Here is an 18293-nt window from a genome sequence, read left to right on the forward strand (position 1 = left end):
GGTGCCACTTCGAGTGTTTCATTCTTTGCATGAAACGTATCGAGAAGTCGTTCATGATTAGAATTTTCTTGCCTACCTGTTCAACCCACCTTTAAAGTCTCGTGCAGAGGACTGGAAAACAGGTAAAGTTGAAGTGCACTACGCCAAAAGCGTGACACTCTAACTAACTATAATTTGTTAATGACTATTTATTTCATGCCACTTCTCGACACAAAATTCATCCTGAATTTCACTCGAAGTGACGTTCTTATATACAAATTAAAATAGTATTTTCGCTGTTGTATGATTAAAGCCTCCAATATCCATAAATCGTTTAAGGATCTGCACGTTTTAAAAGGTGTAGACCTTCATATTTCCGAAAGCGAAATCATCTCTATCGTTGGGGCTTCTGGTGCCGGAAAAACTACCTTGCTTCAGATTCTGGGGACTTTAGATAAACCTGATTATAAAACGGATACCGAATTGATAATTAATGGGCAGTCCATTAAAGCCCTTAACGACAAAGCCCTTGCGAGATTTAGGAACCAACATATTGGCTTTATCTTTCAGTTTCATCAGTTGTTACCTGAATTTACCGCTCTAGAAAATGTCTGTATCCCAGCATTTATCAATAACACTCCTAAAGCTGAAGCTGAAAAACGGGCGAAAGAACTTCTAGACTATTTAGGACTAAGCGAGCGTATCCATCATAAACCCAATAGTATGTCTGGTGGTGAGCAACAACGCGTCGCTGTGGCAAGGGCTTTAATTAACCAACCCAACATAATTTTTGCGGATGAGCCCTCTGGGAATTTGGATAGCGAATCAGCAGAGCAATTACACCACTTGTTCTTTAAATTGAGAGACGAATTTAAGCAGACCTTTGTTATTGTGACGCATAATCAGGACTTAGCTAATATGGCCGACCGAAAACTCAGGATGGTAGACGGTAAGATAGTGAGTTAACACGAGCTATGGCAGTTTAAAGCTCTTTAAACGTGCATGCACTATTTCTTAAGAAAACCTGCTTTCATAACCTCAATGAGGCCCATTAAAGTAGCCGTATAATTGGTAGACTAACAAACCTACGCCGGCCAATACTAAGTACCAATTGACCGCTTTATAAAATGCCGGAAACTGTTTGTGCTTTCGTGAAAGCGTAATTACAAAAACAATAGGAATTAATGCCAGCACCTGCCCAACTTCCACGCCTAGATTGAAGCACAGAATTTTTGCTAGAAATTGTTCTTGTCCCATATCAAAGGACTGCAAGCGGGTCGAAAGGCCAAAGCCGTGAATCAATCCAAAAAGCCCTACCATAAGCAGTAAATTAGGTGATTTCACCTTCAACTTTTCAAAGCCACCTAAATTCTCAAACCCTTTGTATAAGACACTTAAGGCGATAACTGCATCTACTAAGTGTTCATTAGCCGTGATTCCTGCGTAGGTTGCTCCTATTAAGGTGATACAATGTCCTATGGTAAAAACAGTGATAAACTTTAAGATGTCTATAAAGCTGTTTAAATAGAATATAACCCCAGTTAGAAACAGCAAGTGGTCATAACCTGTTAGCATGTGGGTCGCTCCTACCCGAATATAAGCCCACAAACCACCATGGCGTAAAAGCTCTTGATCGGCACTGGTGACATCATGTGCAAATCCTAAAAATGGAAGGGCTACCAATAACAGAAATAAGGCCTGTTTTAAATGTTGATGCTTCATTACTACTTTTTTCTAAAGACTAAGAATAGCAAACCTATTATGAGTAAGCTACTTACAATAAATACCCAGTTAGGAATCCCGTCCTCGTGCTCATGATCATGTGTATGTGCCTCATCATCATGCTCATGCGTGACCTCAAAAGTCAAAGTCGCCCACTTCGATTGATGGGTTAATTCATCACTGTCCGTAACACGAACCATGTGAATGGTACGAAGGTAATAGATGCCATCTTCTGGTAGATCTATGGTGACTATACCTTGATCATTAGTACGTAATTGTTGACCGCTGGTATGCGTATGCTTTTTAGCATCGTGGTCATCACCGTGTTCACCATCATCGTGTTCATGGTCATGATCGTGTTCATCATCGTCATGCTTGTGCTCATGTGCATGTTTTTTCCCATCATGGTCATGCTTATGCTTAGCATCATTGTGTTTATGCTCATCCGAATGCTTTTTGCCATCATGTTCGTGATTATGACTGTGCTTATCACCATCATGATTGTGCTTGTGGTGCTTTTTGCCGTCGTGGTCATGGTCTTGCTTACCCTCATCATGCTTATGCTCGTGCCCGTGTTTTTTCTCATCATGCTCATGATGTCCATGATCGTGGTGTCTATGCACGTGTGTCCCTTCAACATGGTTTGCAAAAACCAGTTGGTTGGATAAAGGTTGACCATCTAGCAATAACTGTACCTCTAAGGTTTCACTCGTATATGTTTCATAAGGATTTGCTAGCGGCACAAATTCTATGGGATAGCCTAATGGGGTTTGCCAATCGTCGGTCTTATCATCGCCAACCTGATACATCGCTTTGACATGTTTTTCATAACGTTCTACGGCATCTTGATTTAATAAGTCGTTATCCCTGCGGTATTCAAGCATATCCAAAACACCGTCATGTTCGAGGTAGTTGTTAAACTTATCAGCGGTAAGTTCTATGTTTCTGGCTTTAGTAGAGACCCCAGCTACATAAGTTCCTGTTTCAATAGGTGTAAATTTAAATTGTGTAATGGTGCTGTCTTTATCCGTCCATTGACTTGCATCTATATTTAAGCGCTGTCCCTGAAACAAAAGAGAGGCATCTAGCATACGGTCTCGGGTTATGGTATTTTCGCTAGTTTCAAAAGTTCCATTATACAAACTCAGCGTCGCCTCTTGGCCAGGTTCTAAGAAATAGGCGTCCAGTTTTATATACAAATCATGACTGCATAATAGGATTACAGCGAGTAACAAGTATAAGGGTCTAAAAACTCTATTTTTTAGAGTTTTTCCAATATTTTTTCGATTAAACTTCATATGTTTTAAGTTGATAATTTTCTGAATAAACTAGGTACAGACTGGCTTTATCCGTCTATTGCGAAGTTAATCTTTTCGTCTTAAGAAATCAATATATAATACTACGGAATTTACAATACTGTTACTTTAAGTTTCGTATGTCAAAACTGCAGAAAGGTACTAGGATAAATTAGGGACTAGTCCCTAGAATGATGTTTTAGTTTGTCTACAAACTCTTGTCTATTGCTCACCTCTAACTTCGCATAAAGATTTCGGATATGGGTTTTTACGGTACTCAGTGAAATAAAGAGCTCGTTGGCGATTTCTTTATTGGTTTTTTCCTGAATAATCAACTCTGCCACACGCTCTTCTTGATTGGTTAAATTGATAGTATCTTGTTGTACCCCTCCTTTTTTTGATTGCCTAAGTTTTATAAATAATAGGATAACACCTGTCAACAATATAAAACAGATAACACCCAAGACATAGGTCGATCGCCTATAAAATGCCAAATTTGTCTGGGTTTCGGCTTTTGACAAATCGATAATGAGGTCTTCAAATTGCAGGGCATAGCTGCTATTATCGTAATAAGCATTAAGACTATCCTGAAGTGCCTCATAAAATGGAGTATCGTTTTTAAAATCTTCTTCAATAATAGTCTCTCTAACACCAGAGAGTAAAACCAAAGTTACTAAGGGATGAACTTTCTGAGTGTTGGCGTAAGCTTTCAATTCCGATAGCATCTGTGAAGACGGTTGATTTTTTTGATTAAAGTCCGTTAAAGCATAGAGTTCTGTATTTAATTGAGTGACATACTTACTGAATTCTTGCCATTCGTTGTCGATAGGATTGGTATTGGTATTATTAGAAAACCAAAATTTGCTGTTTTTTTCAAAAATGATGGTATCCTGATTAGAAAACACAAAATTGTGCAAATTCTTTATATCCTCATTATTTGCCATTTGTAAGGCACCGTCCTCCTCTACTACTCTAGAATGAATGCGGTATAAGGCATGCTTATCTGAAAGTAGTTTGCCTGTGAAAGAAAAATAGCCTAAGCTATCCGTTAAAGTTGACATCAAAATTTGGTCAGTAGCAATAGTATTTTCCTCATTATATTTCAGCAAGCTTAGGTATACCCTTTTGTTTTTCTCTGGCGTATCTAAATAACCTGATATTGAATATTGCGCATAAGAGCATTGACTTAATGCTGTAAAAAAGAAAAACCCAAGTAAAAAGACGATTTGTTTCATGTTAGGTTTCCAAAATTAAAGAATTTCAATGATTGATAAAATCAAAAAAATCTTTAATCCCCTAAACAAATACATCTTTTCGCGTTCTGACTTATGGAAAATTGTGTAGGATCAAAACTTGGTATCTAGATGTGATTCATGTGTTCGTATATGTTAAGCGTGTTTTGTATGTCCTTTAAATGTTATCCGGTTTAGTGAAGAATTCGATCACTCTTTTGTCATTAGACATTACCTTTTCAAGGTATTCGTCCATTTCTTTTGAAGACATTATTGGCGAATTCATCTGTAACGAACGTAAAGTCCCATCTTTTTGTGGTGCAATTAATACTAGTCGTCCAATTCTCAAATCAAACAGCCGCATATTCACAATGGCATATGCATTTCTATCGGCTGTAATAAAAGATATGAAATCGACCTTGTTTGTTTTAGTTTTGACGAATCCTTGTCCGGCATAATGCGGATGGTTCCGAGATGTCACACTAACATCGGTATGGGTATAGCCTTTTAGATCTATACTATCCGTCAATACAGCAATGGTAAAGAATACCGCATTGGGTTTGTCATTGATGAACGTTTTGTTAACGGCATTTCTAGTAACGTATAACGAATGGTGAATTATTTTTTTGCCTTTTACCTCAAAGCCTTTCCAGTTGCCTGAATTTCCTAAACCGTCGAAAGTAGGATCTGTAAGTTCATATTTAGGTACGGGATAAACACCATCGGTTATGGGTTGTCCTCGCAATGCCACATTTTGGGTATCAGCCTTCCACGTTTTTAAACTCCATGTTGTCGAATCATTCCTGTTCTGGTTATGCGCTTTTTCTTTTTTGAGATTCCATTCAAATTCACTTGTTCTTTCTTTTGCTTTGCAACCTAAAGCAAGTATTAAAAGCATATAGATGATTGCTCTATTCATAAGATTCTTGTTTAAATTGTACCCAACGACTGTTTTAGTAGTCATAGTTTTGCTCTAGACTCCTATAAAACTTCTAAGCATATTAGGGAATAACGTTAGAGAATTATTTCAGCGCCTTAAGGTCCTCTAAGGTGAAATAGCTATTCTTATTAAAGTTGTCCTTACAATACTTCAGAGCTTTTTTGCCTTCTTTTCTATTGATGTTTTGTGCATTTGAGAGCTTAGCAATTTCAAAATTCAGAGCTAAAAGCACTGCGTTTTGACTCCTTCGCAAAAACTGGGGGTTATTGTAGAGTACGTCCTTGCTTTTAATTAAGAGTTCCATTAATTCTTTGTGCTGACCTATCTTATTAAAACTCTCCACAATTTTATCATGGTTATAATAGTACACTGCTGGTTCTACTGTAATTTCAAGTTGTTCTAAGGCGATTGCATACTGTTCTGCACTCTTCTCATAGGCTTCTATCACAAAATAATTATTTCCTTTGTTCATCGCATCGAGCCCTCCAGGTTCTTTCATATAATGGTTTTGCCAGAGTTTGTATTCCTCAACAAAATCAAAGTAATCACCGAGTTCCTTTTCTTTTTTATTATCGAAAATAGCACTTATAAAATGGTCCATGTCGCTCAGATTATAAGTCACCTCTAAACCATAGATGGCTTTCATATCGTTTAAGTAATTAGTTCTATATGCATAAAATGTGGGGTAATTCTTTTGATTTTTAAAATCTTTAAATACAAATCGTAAGCCTTCAAAGAGCGATGCTGGTACCATAGAATTATGGCCGCCTTCAAATAGTTGTTTCTGAAAAGAAATTCTATCATTTTTATTAGCATTATAAATCTTTTCATAATCATCACCCGCCTCTATTCTATCTGGTGAATCAAACTCGCTATTGGCCACGAAATAGTACATGGGTTTCCCTTCATAGTTTTTCATAAATTCACTCATTTCTTTACGAACATCCTTACTGTAAAAGTTGGTTGATATGGATATGAATCCTCGAAACGGATTGTCTGGTTCTAGTAATAAATGATGGCTATATTCAGCCCCATTAGAATGACCGATCATGACGTTAAAACCAGACGTACTATAGGTCTTATTCATATGAGGGATTAATTCTTTGAATAAAAAATTCTTGAATTTTTTGCCTGACTCGTTGTAATACACATCAAGATCCTTGTTTCTGTTGCTCACATTATCCGTCGCACCATGAACGATCCCAACGAGTATAGTTTCGGGCACAATGTCATAAGGATCTCCCGCAAGACTTTCCAAGTAGTTTTTGGCCACCTCAAAGTTTCGCCATTCTCCATCAGTAATGTAACACACCGGGTATTTTTTCAGAGGGTTGTAATTTTTTGGAAGTACCACTTTTATTTGTCGTCCATCATCCACATATTTTGAAGTGAAAAACATAGTGTTATACTCTAAGCCTAAAGCATCACCATTGGTGTCATCAGACCAGCCTTTCAACATAAAAATACCTTTTGAATCTTTGTTTTCTAATCTTAAATTGGGATTATCATGAAGTGTTTTTACGATACCTTCTGAGTTCCAATCCCCCTTTGTAAACTTAAATTCTGCTGGATAATTAAGGTCAAGGGTTACGGTTCTCTCATAGTCTGAAACTTTCTCCATTTTAATATGATTTGGATTCCAGTTTCCTAAGGACTCTTGATTGCCTGTAATAAATACCTCATCAGTCTTATTAGGCACAATGACTTTAATGGTTCTTTGGCCTTGTGGAAATAAACGTCCCAAAAAAAGAAGTGCTAGCCAAAATACAACGATTTTTCGATTCATGATTTTAAACATTTTGTTAAGGCAAATGTATTCTGAAGAACGCGTAATTTTTGTGTAACGCTGGGCTGAAATTGGGACTAGTCCCTAGGATGATTTTTAATTAGACCGGCTCATTTAAATGCATGTATGGCGTGCATACTGACTGTTGTCTAGGATACAAAGGTTTGTGTATGATTAGTCATGGAAAAAGCTGAATCACTTTTTAACCGTAAATAAAAGGAATTCATAAGATTGAATTTCAGAGAGGAAAGTCAGCACAATTAATTATGCTCGTTGTTGCCACTGGGTGATTAATATCCTAACCAGTATTTATTAAATCTCAAATACTCATTCCATTGCGATTCGGTCAGTATTTTTGATAAATCATTTTTATCGGTTTCAGAATCAAAATTGTCGGATTCTTGCACCAGACGTACAAAACTATCATCTAATTTGATGAAGTCTGAGTCATTTAGGTTCTCTAATATTTCACAATAGGTTTTAAAAAGCGTTCTCTTGTAATCATAAAATTCTAATTGACTTGAAATTTTTTGAGTGATGGCAATGATGCGATTCTGACCACTAGAATCCTCTGATTCCCAATACCATTCTGGCAACCACCACTTATTTGTCAATTGTTCATCTTGAGTATCCGCATCTGAATTGCGTTCATTCAAGTGGCTTTTGGTGTTTATATAAATAACAAAAGATGACATATCGGAATCCGTAAAAATTCCTATTCCATTGATATCATTTTCTGAAGTAAATTCATTCAGACACTGAATTAAGTAAACTTCAAATTCATTTTTTAGTTCTTGAATTAGCTTTGTTAACTTCACTTAGTTTTTGTTTTTAATTACCATCAATGTTAGGTTTTCTGTCTAAAGCAACGTGTTAAGGAAAAATCGACAAGGCCTTCCCTCATATTTGAAAGATAATGAATTGCAATGAATTGGTCTCTGGCCTCACAATAGCAATCGGAACCAAATGCAATACACTATTAAAGTTTTTGACAACAGTTTTATTCTAGTAATTCATGCGGTGCTCCTACTAGATGTTTGAAAATTTCGTGAATATGATTTTCGGTCAGAAGTATATCCGGATTTGTATCTATGTAATGTAAAATAAATTCAAGAAATGCGTCTAAATTTTCTGAGATTACAGCTAGTACCCTTTCATCTCTGCCATATATTATTATCTGTCCTTTTTTTCCGTTCTCATCAGGATCTAAGTCCATACCGATAAAATTGCCAGAGCCATCGGTAAAAATAGGTAACCACTTATAGTGAAAGTATTTTAATCGGACAGATTTATTCGGGAATGATTCAAAATCCATAATCTCATCCCAATTTGTTTCTATTCTTTTCATATCGAATTGACCTGAAGGATATATAACAAATTCCAATTTATCCCAATTTATAATATCCTTTTCCAATTGATGAAGTTCCTTACAAAGTTCAAAAGCTATATCACTATCCTCTAAAAATTTTAATATGATTCGTTCTTCATTTTTCTCTAAGTATAAATATGGTCCACCCAATGAAATGGGCGAGCACTCTAATTCTAACCGCTTCCAATTTTTATCTTTAGGTACTACAAATAAAAAGTAGTTAACGATCTTTGAAATGATGTTTCTTGTTGTTTCACTTTCTTCCAGTTTTTTACCCTTGGGTTTTATCATTCTTCTTGAAAACTCCAAGTCAGAAATGACGCTTTTTAAATCCATAAACTGCAATCCAAGAAGACTTCCTGTACCATCTCCTTCTTCTTCACCATTAAATTGTGAATACAACTCGATAAACTCTTTCGGAATGTCTTCTTCAAGAAGATTCCCAATTGTGCCAAAAAGATCTGTCTCGACATTCTTGCTTACTTTTTCGCTATCAAGTATGTAGTTGTTAAAAGTCCAGTCACTGATTTTCTCTAATTTTTCTGGAATAGTCATTTATGATATGGATTATATGGTTTATAAATATATTACTACCAAAGGTATATGTATGGTTAATTGCAGAAAGATAGTAAATTGCCATGATATGTTTGAAGCAAACAGATGTAAGTAATTTCAATCAACGACTTCACCCCTACTCGAATGTAAACAGGCACCATGAGCGAAACGTATTGTTAAGAACTGTGAGGTTATATTTATGTCGCAGAAAGTCTCCACATCCCAAAGGGGTTTTCGAATAATTCATAGCCTTTATTGGGTTGATTATTCTCCTCTGATATCCTGTAAATTGTGGCATTCTTACTTAAACTAAAGGTCTGGTTTGCGATTATTTCAGGTTTTTCCAACAATTGATATAAGTTAAAAGCTCTTATCAATTCTTGTCCTTTTTCCGAATCCATATCATCAACGATAGTGTCTTTAAGACCTAAATTGTGCATGCCGCAAGAGTATAATCCCGATAGTATTGAACTTATTGAATCACAGACAAACATGCTGTACAGATCATTTAAGGTTCTGTTTTTCTGCAAAGAAAGCCATTGATTCGTTGAAAATGCCATTCCAGCAGATTCAATTTTAACGCCACAACCATCAGATTGAAGAATCATGCTCGCAATATCAGCCAGTTCTTCTAAATGACCAATAGACCTGATTTTCTTAGATAGGTAAATGACCTTATTGTGCTCTTTTATGTCATCAATATCACTTTTTTGAATGCCATTCACTTTTCCTGCAAAAGCAAACGACATTGGCATTCTATCATCCTTTTCACATATTTCTAATTCAAAGTCTTCTTGAGTCGAGATGTTCATAAGGATTTGTCCAGCAAAAACATATTTATGATGGCTTAGCCTTGGTATCATTTGAACAATTGCTGTTCTCGATTCCCATTTCCCAGGAATACATATTACGGAGGTTGCATCCATTATTAAATGTTATATATGATGTGTAAAGTGTTTATGAGCATGTAGCTAATGGGCTTGTGTATAGCTCTTTGCCGAAAGATAGTGAATTGAGATGAACTCTTAGTGGGAATTTAGTCCTGTCTAGTGACATACACTTTATTTATGTATCATATTTAATTCTTTCTATAAGTTCTTTTTCAAAATCGGAGCTTAATTCATCTAGTAATCCAGAATAATGGCAGTAGTACATTGTTCCAGTTTGCTCACCTTCTTTAATTGCCATAATTCCATCGTCAAATTCTGCCAAATGGTAGTAGTTACCATCATCAAGTCCAGTCGCATAGATTTCTGAAACCCCTAAGATTCTGTATTGCTCAAAGTCTAGTCCTTCTGTCTGCTCGATTAATTCCAAATATCCGTCTGGAAGTTTTGAGTCAATGCGTTTTGTATATTTTCCGAGAAACTTTGGACCGATTGGATACCAGGATGCCTTGATGTTATCCATCTTAGTCAGTTTAGTCAGCCAACCTGTAAAGGCTGGAGCCGATTTTAGTTTTTCCTTTTTAAAATTAGGGTGAGCGAATGAGCTTGGGTCGGTATGTATCTTCTTGCTCGCGATTTGAACAGCATCTACTTTCATTATCGATTTAGGGTTAGGTCTTATTTTCCAACCCCAAAGTCGACCATCATAGTTGTCAAATTCGATAGCATACTTTTCGTCATTCACCTTAAATCTAATTATGGCGAGCTTACTCTCGTCTCTTCTGTTATATCGTAATTCTTCTGATAGAGGATTGTCATTGTCACCGTAAAGTTCTACCGACATACTCTTTTCCCAGTACTGTCGCCATTTTCGTTTAGGTTCGAAATATTCAAGTTGTTTTTTAAGCTTGTTAGACAAATCTGGTTCAAAGAGGTCGAAAAGTTCCATTAAGAGTTTTTTTTCGAGTAGCGTAAATCCTTTGTTATTAAATTTTGGTCGTCTTCTATTGGCGGCAATAATGAGACCTAGAAAAATCAGTCCTATGATTCCTGCAATTACTGCAAATATGACTAGAAGAGTTTTCATTTTATTTATGTACTATGACGGTATGGGCTAAGAGTAGTTGCGTGTCCCGATAGCTATCGGAATTAGTTTAAAATTGTTTGTTTTTTAACTTGGTTCTGTTGTGCATCGTTAATTCTTGGATTTATATAATGCTCCATAATATACAACTCCATTTGGGCTTGTAGATCTATATACATAGCCATTGTCACCGATAAGTTTAATAATCTCTACTTTGATTTTCTCCCCAATTAAATATTTTAATTTATCATTTGTCAATCTATGGTATATTAAATCGTATGTTGAATCGGAAGTCCAAACAATCTTGTAGATTTGATTTCCCCTATAGCTTTTTTCCTTCTGAATCCTTCTTCCTCTTTTAACTTTTGTGGACTTGTGGTTTATATGATGATATTCATATTTACCTTTTCTGAATTTTAAACATTGCTTTTTTTCGCTATCCGTTAATTCAATATTTTCAAATTCTGGATTAATGAGTGAGAACGTTAAAACTCCACATCTACCAACCAAGGGTCCGTCTTTAGGGTAATCAAAATTTTTCAAAAAATCAATCATTAGATCAATGTTCGCTTGAATCTTATGATTAGTTTTTTCTTTAACTAGCTCGACTTGATTAATCCCAGAAATACTATCGGCGCATAATTCAAAGGTGATGTAATCAACTATTTCAACTCCCTTAATAAAATGTCTTGTAGAAATTTGTGAATAGGAATAGTTGGAAATTATTAGTATTGTAAAAAATAGAACTTTCTTCATCGTCAAGTAGTTTTAGTTATGCACAAGAGTTTAGTATGAACCTTGTAAAGGGTTTTACGCAAAAAGTTTCAGTTTACAAATTATTTCTTAAAGAATAAAATTACCTTTAGTTTAACCTATAGCCATTATTGCGTTATGCTTTGTTACCAATCAAGTTGCAAAGCTTCCTCAGAACCTGGCTCTACTTTCAATTCCTCTTTACAGTATTGAATGGTTTTGGCTATTATTTTTTTTATTTCTTCAAAACTTTCAATTTGTTTTCTGTCAAATGTCGGTGTCACATCGAGGTTTGATTTTATCGAATTGAATGTGTTTTCAAAAAGTTTAGCCGTTTTTTGTTCATTCCTTAACACCACATAAGAAAGCCGAATGGCATCAAAAGGTCCGTTGTCATGATAAACTTCTTCTCCTTTTATAATAGGAAATAGCCAAAGTTTAACGTCATCTCCAATATCCGTATCATTTTTGATTCCGAAATAGTCATCGGTCTGTTCAAATCCCAATCCAGCAAGTTTTTCAAATTCTCTGCTGTTAGGAAGAAAATCAGGGTTTTCAAAACCAACTATTAAAAACAAATCTCCAAATGTTGGATTATCCGAATTGAAATGAAAATCTATGTTTATACCTTCAAAAGCTAGAGTTTCTAAATCTGCCATTTGTAATTTCATTTTTTCCTTTTTTTGATCTTCGCTTTTACAACTTAACAGTCCAAAAATCAATATTATTATGGTTATTCGTTTCATTTTCTCTGCTTGCTCATAATGGTCTGAGTTATGAGTAGTTGCGTGTCCCGACCGCTATCGGGATAGCACTTAACTTTGCAAGTGAACACCAAGTTGAAAATCCGAGAGGGTTTTCAGAAGCGATGGCCTGAGCATCTCGACAAGCTCGATACAGGCCCTGTCGAAGGTTAGGCGAGAATAAGTAATTACTTATAGCCATTGATAGGTGCAGTTTTCTTAATTTTTGTTTTTACTATATATTATTTTAGATATTCTTTCAATTGGGATTTCCTCAATGTCATTATTCGTTGGATTTTTTAAGGTTAAAGTATTGTTTGTCTTAATTAATAAGTATCCGTCTAATTCGTCTGCGGTGTTGTCTGCCTTCCTATACTCTATTGAAATTGGTAATTCACCTCCGTATTTTATTGTTCTCAAAAATGTTTGGTAAACTTTTTGGTTAAATAATGAAATAGTTAAAATTCCAATACCTAACAAAACAACAGATAGGGTGAAAATTTTCCTGCCAGATTCATTTTTTGCCAACAAATAGCCAATAAGAATTATAATAAGTACAATTCCTAAAACTAGGACGAAGTTTGAAGGAATATTTATTTCCGATGTCCTTATTTTAAAAAAGTCAAGAATATTTACAAACATTTCTGAAACCCCGGCAAATGAAGCGACGATTCCAATGATTGTTTGCAAGATTATAGCTCTTTCCTTAAATGTCTTTCCTTTCTCAGATTTAGTCGATTTTACAAAAATTTTGGTAAATATAGTGGCCATAAAATTGAGTAAACCATAAATCAAGATTGTTCCTAATATTGATGTTATTATAAAAGCAAAAGATAACAGAGAAATGGCAAGATTTATATATTCAACTCCTTCAATTGGTAGCCTGAAACCTTGTTTCAGAGCGTGATAATAAAGAGCATATTTATTAAAAAATCCTATAACAGAAGAGCCCCCAATTGCACCAATTAGGGAACTTAAAATCGCACGTTTCCAAATTGGTAATGCCCAAAACCAATTCTTGATAAATTCATATGCTTTTTTAATTTTTGTTATCATTGTTCAAGTTTCACCTAACGGTTTCGGCTATGAGTAGTTGCGTGGTTTAGCGGTTAACTTTACAAGCCTGCCTTCTGGTAGGCAGGTATACACCAAACTGAAAATCCGCGAGACACGAGCACCTAGTGTAAACTGTGCGTAAGCAAATTTTCAGAAGCGATGGCCTGAGCCTGTCTAAGGCTAGGTCAGAACAAGCAATTACTTATGGCCATTATTGTTGGCAGTTCTAAATTAGTTTTACATATAAAGGTGTGAAAAACGAACTTTTATCAGGATTTTCTATTCCTAAATTTTTATAAGTTTCATCACTCCAATCTTGAAAATATTCAGTTGCTAAATGCTTACCTAAAAATTCTACTTCGAATTCTGGAAACCTAACAGTTCTGTAAAATTCTCTAACTGTATTTGCTAGTTCAGAACCATTTACTCCAGATGCAATGCTTGAATGCTTTAATTTATATCTTTTGTCATCCATCAAGTGATTACTGTTTTTCTCCATATTTTCATAGCTTTCCACAATAGCATCTACTAAGTAAGGCCAATAGGAATTAGATGTAGTGTATTCTCCACTATCTATATTTCCTATTACGTTTCTTCTTGAACCTCCAATCAAGAAGTAATGCTCCATTTCAGGAACTTTTCCTACTAATCCAAATAGGCCAGGATTTAAGGATGATTTTATTGGTCTTACTTTTATTTTATCTCTTACCCATTCTCCTGGGTATTCTATAGTCCCAATTTGAGTTTTCTTTTCAAGTTTTTTAATCACTTTTTCTAGCATAGAGATAGTAGTATGTTCAATATTACCTGTTTTAATTGAAGTTTCTAATACCAAAAGCTTGGTTTTAATTTCAGCATCTATTCCCGCTAACTTATCAGAAAGTTGCTGAAAAAGATATTTAAGTTTTGATTCTGAAATGTAAATGTAACTATCCATATTTCTCTAATTGCATTCAACGGTCTCGTGTATGAGTAGTAGCGGATTTCTACTCACAAACCTTTCGATTTTTTACTGACCTTTGTTTTATATTCATAATTCTGTTTTATCACTTAAATCGTTATCGCTTATACACATTAGTTAGCGCAAGTAATTTGGTATTTCATTTTCCAATATTCCAATTCCATCTGTATTATCTTCATAATGAATATGTCTAAATCTTCTAAAATCAAAAGGTATATCGTCAATATTTTGGGTAATCAGTACAACCTTTTTTCCTAAAGCATGTGCAATTCCAATTTCATAAAATACATTTGGGTTTTTTGACGTTGTATCTGCGATTATTATTTCTGATTCTCTAATTGCCTTCCAAATATCTTTAAGAACATCTGCTCCATATAGATTATCCGCACGATTACAAGAAAATCCATTTTCTTTCATTATCCTTTGCAAATGCTTCCAAATTCGATCTGACCATTTTAACGTAAATGGCATTAGAACAAAACACGAATTTGTTTTAAAGTCAAAACTCTCAACTCTAAAAATTGAACTTGCCAGAATCCCTGAATCTGTGAACTCGAAAGGTTCTTCAATTACAAAACCTTCATCTCTAATTCTTCTTCTGAATTCAACCCAATTTAGTTCTTTATCTAAATATTTAGATAAAATATCCAAGATTTGAATCCTAGAATTGTAATCTATTTTAGATGAGTCTTTAAGGAAATATTGATATCGTCTTAAAGTTTTATAATTAATGTTGCCATGTGGAACATGTTGAAAAATATGCTCCGATAGATTTTTTAATTCCCGAGTATCTAAATCTCGGAAAGAACCCAAACTTGGACTATATTTTTTAGTTACTCTGTTTAGTAGTTCCTTTAAGTAGGGTTTTTCGATTTTCACTATTCTTTTTTATTTGTGCAAACGGTCTCGGCTATGAGTAGTTACGTTCCTTAGCACTTAACTTTGCATGTACATACCAAGCTGAAAATCTATAAGGATTTTCAGAATCGATGGCCTGAGCCTGTCGAAGGCTAGGCGATAACAAGCAATTACTTATAGCCATTGTTGTGCAAAGTAATTATTTCTTAAATCGGTTAAGTCCTAAAATTTCTCTTGAATCATTAAAGTCAATTATAGCTTTAGGTTCTGTAGATAATGTATGGTCAACATATTGCCTTCTGTCAGAATTTTTTATTTGCTTAATAAAATCTTCATATTTTTTTGATTTTAATTGCATTTCAATAAAGGAATCAATGTCAATTCCAGCTTCTGAATTCACAAAATTGAACCAAGTGTTATTTTCGAGTTCTTTTCTTATTGAAACATCTTCTAACCTTTTCTTTTCCTGTTCAATGAGTTTTTCTGAATTATCTGGTGTTACTCCTGTTAAGACAGCTTCCAAATAGGTTTTGAGTGTTTTATTGATTTCTTGTAATTCACTTATCTCAGTTGTTAAAGATTTAATTTGGTTTTGCTGAACTTTTCTATTCAGTAATTCTCTAAAACTTCCAGCCCATTGTTCTTTAAGCCAACTTTCAATTTGCTCAAACTTTTCAAATGAATAAATGGGGTTATTTCTTGGTTTGGAAAGTATTTCTTCAATAAAGTGAAATATGTTGACGGAATCAACATGAGCGTAATTGATATTAGTAGCTGCTTTATTTCTTAAATAAGTTCGATATTCATTATAAACATTAGATTCGATTAGAACATAGATTGGAATATCTTTTTTAGCGGCCGCTTCATATTCCTTTTTAGTAATACTTTCGTATCTATCAAAAAATTTCTTATTCGGTTTTTTTACTTCTTTACTTGCTTGAGAACCATATCTTCCTCCAATAATTAGTACAAATATGTCAACATTTTCAATTTCTCTATAACAAGACTCGTCTAAAGGTAAATCAAAAGAATAGGCAATATCTCCTTTTTCAGAAAGAATTGATTCATACCCAAGTGTTTCTATGAAATTATCTAAAGATGATCTTATATGTTTTAAATCATAAAATGTTGAACTAACAAATATTCTAGGTTTTGCCATTTTCTTTTATTTTATACAACACATAAATAAGTCTGTATTTTTATGTCTTAAACCCAAGACAACCATTAATCCTAAACCCTTAGTATTTAAATCATTAACTCATGCTCAGAAGCATTCATTTTGCATGTTACTTGATTTTAAAACAATGTAACTGATACATACACAAATGCTTACATCTCATATATGAAATATCATAGGGTCATACAGCGATATAATATGTTAAGGCTAAATGTAGACGCTTTTAACACCAAAGTCAATACGTAGAACTACGTATTTTTCAGAGTTACAAACACTTAAAATATATGACATTCTTCAGCTTTTAAACCTTCAAAATCTGTAATTTTGTAATTCCTAAATAACATTCAAGATCATGTCATATAGAATAGAAAAAGATACCATGGGCGAGGTGAAAGTACCTACCGATAAACTCTGGGGCGCACAAACTGAGCGTTCACGTAATAACTTTAAAATTGGGGCACCTGCCTCTATGCCTTTGGAAGTCGTGTATGGCTTTGCCTACCTTAAAAAAGCAGCGGCCTATGCCAATTGCGAATTAGGGGTATTAGATAAAGATAAGCGTGACTTAATTGCTCAAGTTTGTGATGAAATTTTAGAGGGTCAGCATGATGATCAGTTTCCATTGGTCATCTGGCAAACCGGTTCGGGGACTCAAAGCAATATGAACGTCAATGAGGTGATTGCTAATAGAGCCCATCAAATCGCAGGTAAAGTGATTGGTGAAGGTGAAAAAACTATTCAACCTAATGACGATGTCAATAAATCCCAATCCTCTAATGATACTTTCCCTACAGGTATGCATATTGCCGCCTATAAAAAAGTGGTGGAAACCACTATTCCTGGCTTGATTCAGTTACGAAATACATTGCATAATAAGTCTTTAGAATTTAAGGATTGCGTCAAAATAGGCCGTACACATTTGATGGATGCCACACCGTTGACCTTAGGTCAGGAATTTTCGGGTTATGTATCGCAATTGGATCATGGTCTTAAAGCATTGGAAAGCACCTTAGCGCATTTAAGCGAACTCGCTTTAGGCGGTACCGCTGTAGGTACTGGACTCAATACCCCTGAAGGTTATGATGTTTTAGTAGCGAAATACATCGCTGAATTTACAGGTTTACCATTCATCACAGCAGAAAATAAATTCGAGGCCTTGGCCGCCCATGATGCCATTGTGGAGACGCATGGCGCCTTAAAACAATTGGCCGTATCCTTAAACAAGATCGCCAATGATATCAGAATGATGGCCTCAGGTCCACGTTCGGGTATTGGAGAGATTATTATTCCGGCGAATGAGCCCGGAAGTTCTATTATGCCTGGAAAAGTGAATCCTACCCAATGTGAAGCCTTAACCATGGTCTGTGCCCAAGTGATGGGGAACGACGTCGCAATAAGTGTTGGAGGTACCCAAGGCCACTACGAACTCAATGTCTTTAAGCCGATGATGGCAGCTAATATTTTACAATCCGCACAGCTTATTGGTGATGCCTGTGTGAGTTTTGAGGAAAACTGTGCTATTGGTATAGAGCCTAATCATTCGGTTATTAAGCAATTACTCAATAACTCGTTAATGTTAGTGACCGCTTTAAATACGAAAATCGGCTATTATAAAGCGGCTGAAATTGCTAATACGGCGCATAAAAATGGGACGACCTTAAAAGAAGAGGCCATTAATTTGGGCTATGTCACAGCTGAGGAATACGACGAATGGGTGAAACCCGAAGATATGGTCGGTAGCCTAAAATAAAACGAATAAAATTCTTTTCAGAAGTTGATTTGTTATTCCGAATGAGGCACAAGGAGACATCGTAAATTCAGCGAAGCTAAATCTCATTATTGTTGAGTTTATTATGTGATTTAGCTACGCTGAACCTGCGGTTTAGCTGCGCTGAA

17 protein-coding genes are annotated in these 18293 nt (G+C 35.1%); 2 read left to right on the forward strand and 15 right to left on the reverse strand.

The window, feature by feature from the left end; genetic code table 11:
- Positions 1-282: 282 nt before the first annotated feature.
- Positions 283-945: an ABC transporter ATP-binding protein gene (locus ACO052_RS15520; protein WP_422104703.1), complete on the forward strand. Its 663-nt coding sequence runs from the start codon at positions 283-285 to the stop codon at positions 943-945.
- 72 nt (positions 946-1017) lie between these two features.
- Here the strand turns inward: ACO052_RS15520 and ACO052_RS15525 are convergent, their stop codons facing one another.
- From ACO052_RS15525 to ACO052_RS15595, 15 genes are all read right to left on the reverse strand, one after another.
- On the reverse strand, positions 1018-1701 hold the full coding sequence (locus ACO052_RS15525; RefSeq protein ID WP_422104704.1) for a HupE/UreJ family protein: 684 nt from the start codon (positions 1699-1701) through the stop codon (positions 1018-1020).
- 2 nt (positions 1702-1703) lie between these two features.
- Entirely contained in the window at positions 1704-2999 is a 1296-nt protein-coding gene (locus ACO052_RS15530; RefSeq protein WP_422104705.1) for a DUF4198 domain-containing protein, read from the reverse strand.
- A 176-nt stretch (positions 3000-3175) separates the two neighbouring features.
- Entirely contained in the window at positions 3176-4231 is a 1056-nt protein-coding gene (locus ACO052_RS15535) for a LuxR C-terminal-related transcriptional regulator (protein ID WP_422104706.1), read from the reverse strand.
- 175 nt (positions 4232-4406) lie between these two features.
- Positions 4407-5192 carry a hypothetical protein gene (locus ACO052_RS15540; RefSeq protein ID WP_422104707.1) on the reverse strand — a complete coding sequence of 262 codons (786 nt, stop codon included), beginning with the start codon at positions 5190-5192 and terminating at the stop codon, positions 4407-4409.
- A 58-nt stretch (positions 5193-5250) separates the two neighbouring features.
- The gene (locus ACO052_RS15545) at positions 5251-6954 is read right to left on the reverse strand and encodes an alpha/beta hydrolase-fold protein (RefSeq protein ID WP_422104708.1); all 1704 of its coding nucleotides are present in this window, start codon (positions 6952-6954) and stop codon (positions 5251-5253) included.
- Between the two features lie 290 nt (positions 6955-7244).
- On the reverse strand, positions 7245-7772 hold the full coding sequence (locus ACO052_RS15550; protein WP_422104709.1) for a DUF4303 domain-containing protein: 528 nt from the start codon (positions 7770-7772) through the stop codon (positions 7245-7247).
- A 182-nt stretch (positions 7773-7954) separates the two neighbouring features.
- The gene (locus tag ACO052_RS15555) at positions 7955-8878 is read right to left on the reverse strand and encodes an SMI1/KNR4 family protein (RefSeq protein ID WP_422104710.1); all 924 of its coding nucleotides are present in this window, start codon (positions 8876-8878) and stop codon (positions 7955-7957) included.
- 197 nt (positions 8879-9075) lie between these two features.
- Positions 9076-9804 carry a hypothetical protein gene (locus ACO052_RS15560; RefSeq protein ID WP_422104711.1) on the reverse strand — a complete coding sequence of 243 codons (729 nt, stop codon included), beginning with the start codon at positions 9802-9804 and terminating at the stop codon, positions 9076-9078.
- Positions 9805-9943: 139 nt separating this feature from the next.
- On the reverse strand, positions 9944-10852 hold the full coding sequence (locus ACO052_RS15565) for a hypothetical protein (protein WP_422104712.1): 909 nt from the start codon (positions 10850-10852) through the stop codon (positions 9944-9946).
- Positions 10853-10960: 108 nt separating this feature from the next.
- On the reverse strand, positions 10961-11605 hold the full coding sequence (locus ACO052_RS15570; protein WP_422104713.1) for a hypothetical protein: 645 nt from the start codon (positions 11603-11605) through the stop codon (positions 10961-10963).
- 143 nt (positions 11606-11748) lie between these two features.
- On the reverse strand, positions 11749-12273 hold the full coding sequence (locus tag ACO052_RS15575; RefSeq protein WP_422104714.1) for a hypothetical protein: 525 nt from the start codon (positions 12271-12273) through the stop codon (positions 11749-11751).
- Positions 12274-12564: 291 nt separating this feature from the next.
- Positions 12565-13401 carry a hypothetical protein gene (locus ACO052_RS15580; RefSeq protein WP_422104715.1) on the reverse strand — a complete coding sequence of 279 codons (837 nt, stop codon included), beginning with the start codon at positions 13399-13401 and terminating at the stop codon, positions 12565-12567.
- A gap of 226 nt (positions 13402-13627) precedes the next feature.
- Positions 13628-14338, reverse strand: coding sequence for a DUF7019 family protein (locus ACO052_RS15585; protein ID WP_422104716.1), 711 nt, complete (start codon positions 14336-14338; stop codon positions 13628-13630).
- Between the two features lie 141 nt (positions 14339-14479).
- Positions 14480-15241: a hypothetical protein gene (locus ACO052_RS15590; protein ID WP_422104717.1), complete on the reverse strand. Its 762-nt coding sequence runs from the start codon at positions 15239-15241 to the stop codon at positions 14480-14482.
- 178 nt (positions 15242-15419) lie between these two features.
- Positions 15420-16379 (reverse strand): DUF4062 domain-containing protein, encoded by a 960-nt coding sequence (locus ACO052_RS15595; protein ID WP_422104718.1) that lies wholly within the window; start codon positions 16377-16379, stop codon positions 15420-15422.
- A gap of 370 nt (positions 16380-16749) precedes the next feature.
- Between ACO052_RS15595 and fumC the strand changes: the two genes are divergently transcribed.
- Positions 16750-18147 carry a class II fumarate hydratase gene (fumC, locus tag ACO052_RS15600; RefSeq protein ID WP_422104719.1) on the forward strand — a complete coding sequence of 466 codons (1398 nt, stop codon included), beginning with the start codon at positions 16750-16752 and terminating at the stop codon, positions 18145-18147.
- Positions 18148-18293 lie beyond the last annotated feature (146 nt).

The sequence above is a fragment of the Winogradskyella sp. genome, from assembly GCF_965228925.1.
Classification (GTDB): domain Bacteria; phylum Bacteroidota; class Bacteroidia; order Flavobacteriales; family Flavobacteriaceae; genus Winogradskyella.